At 73.0% G+C, this 1,271-nt stretch carries 1 protein-coding gene; it reads left to right on the forward strand.

Annotated elements, in window-relative coordinates:
- The coding region (locus tag PUR61_RS38395) for a type I polyketide synthase (RefSeq protein ID WP_329884438.1) at nucleotides 1–1,271 on the forward strand (1,271 nt) is incomplete at both ends.

Below are 1,271 nucleotides of genomic sequence, written 5' to 3' on the forward strand. Positions count from 1 at the left end.
CGGGACGGGTACCGCGCTGGGTGACCCGATCGAGGCCCAGGCGCTCCTCGCCACCTACGGCCAGGACCGTGCGGAGAACGAGCCGCTGTGGCTGGGGTCGGTGAAGTCGAACCTCGGTCACACGCAGGCGGCGGCCGGTGTGGCCGGGATCATCAAGATGGTGCAGTCGATGCGGCACGGGATCCTCCCGGGCACGCTGCACGTCGACGCGCCGTCCTCGCAGGTGGACTGGTCGGCCGGTGCGGTCGAGCTGCTGACCGAGGCCCGCGAGTGGCCCGCGACCGACCGGCCGCGTCGGGCCGGGGTGTCCTCGTTCGGCATCAGCGGCACCAACGCCCACGTCATCCTCGAAGCGCCGTCGGGCGCACCGGTTCCGGCGACCGTGTCGGACGAGGCACCGCTCCCGGTGCTTCCGATGACCCCGGTCGTCCTCACCGCCGCGAGCGAGCGGGCCCTCACCGGGCAGGTCGAGCGGCTCCACAGCTACCTGCTGGCACACCCGGACGCCTCGGTGCCCGATGTCGCCTGGACGCTCGCCCACCGGACGACGTTGCCCCGGCGCACGGTGGTGCTGGCCGCCGACCGCGACGAGCTGCTCACGGGGCTCGTCGCCGCGCAGCCCGCAGCCGAGGTCCGGCCCACCTCTCTGGCGGTGGTGTTCACCGGTCAGGGGTCGCAGCGGGTCGGGATGGGCCGGGAGTTGTACGACACTTTCCCGGTGTTCGCGACCGCCTATGACGAGGCGTGCGAGGCGCTGGGGCTGAGGCTGCACGGGCTGGACGCGGAGTCGCTGGACCTGACCGGCTGGGCGCAGCCGGCGATCTTCGCGGTGGAGGTGGCGCTGCTGGCGCTGGTGCGCTCGTGGGGTGTGACGCCGGATGTCGTGGCGGGTCATTCGGTGGGTGAGATCTCGGCCGCGTACGCCGCCGGGGTCCTCTCCTTGGCGGATGCGGCGACGTTGGTGGTGGCGCGGGGCCGGTTGATGCAGGCGCTGCCGTCGGGTGGGGCGATGCTGGCGGTCGGGGCGTCGGAGGGGGAGGTGTGCGGGGCGTTCCCGGACATCGACCTGGCGGCGGTCAACGGGCCGGCCGCGGTGGTCGTGTCGGGTGCCGAGGACGAGATCGTGCGGGTCGCCGAACTCGCTGCCGAGCGGGGTTGGAAGACGTCCCGGCTGCGGACGAGTCACGCGTTCCACTCCCGGCTGATGGAGCCGATGCTGGCGGAGTTCCGGGCCGTGGTGAGCGGTCTGGCCTTCCACGACCCGGTACTTC

It is taken from the genome of Streptomyces sp. BE20, from assembly GCF_036322525.1.
Taxonomy (GTDB): domain Bacteria; phylum Actinomycetota; class Actinomycetes; order Streptomycetales; family Streptomycetaceae; genus Kitasatospora.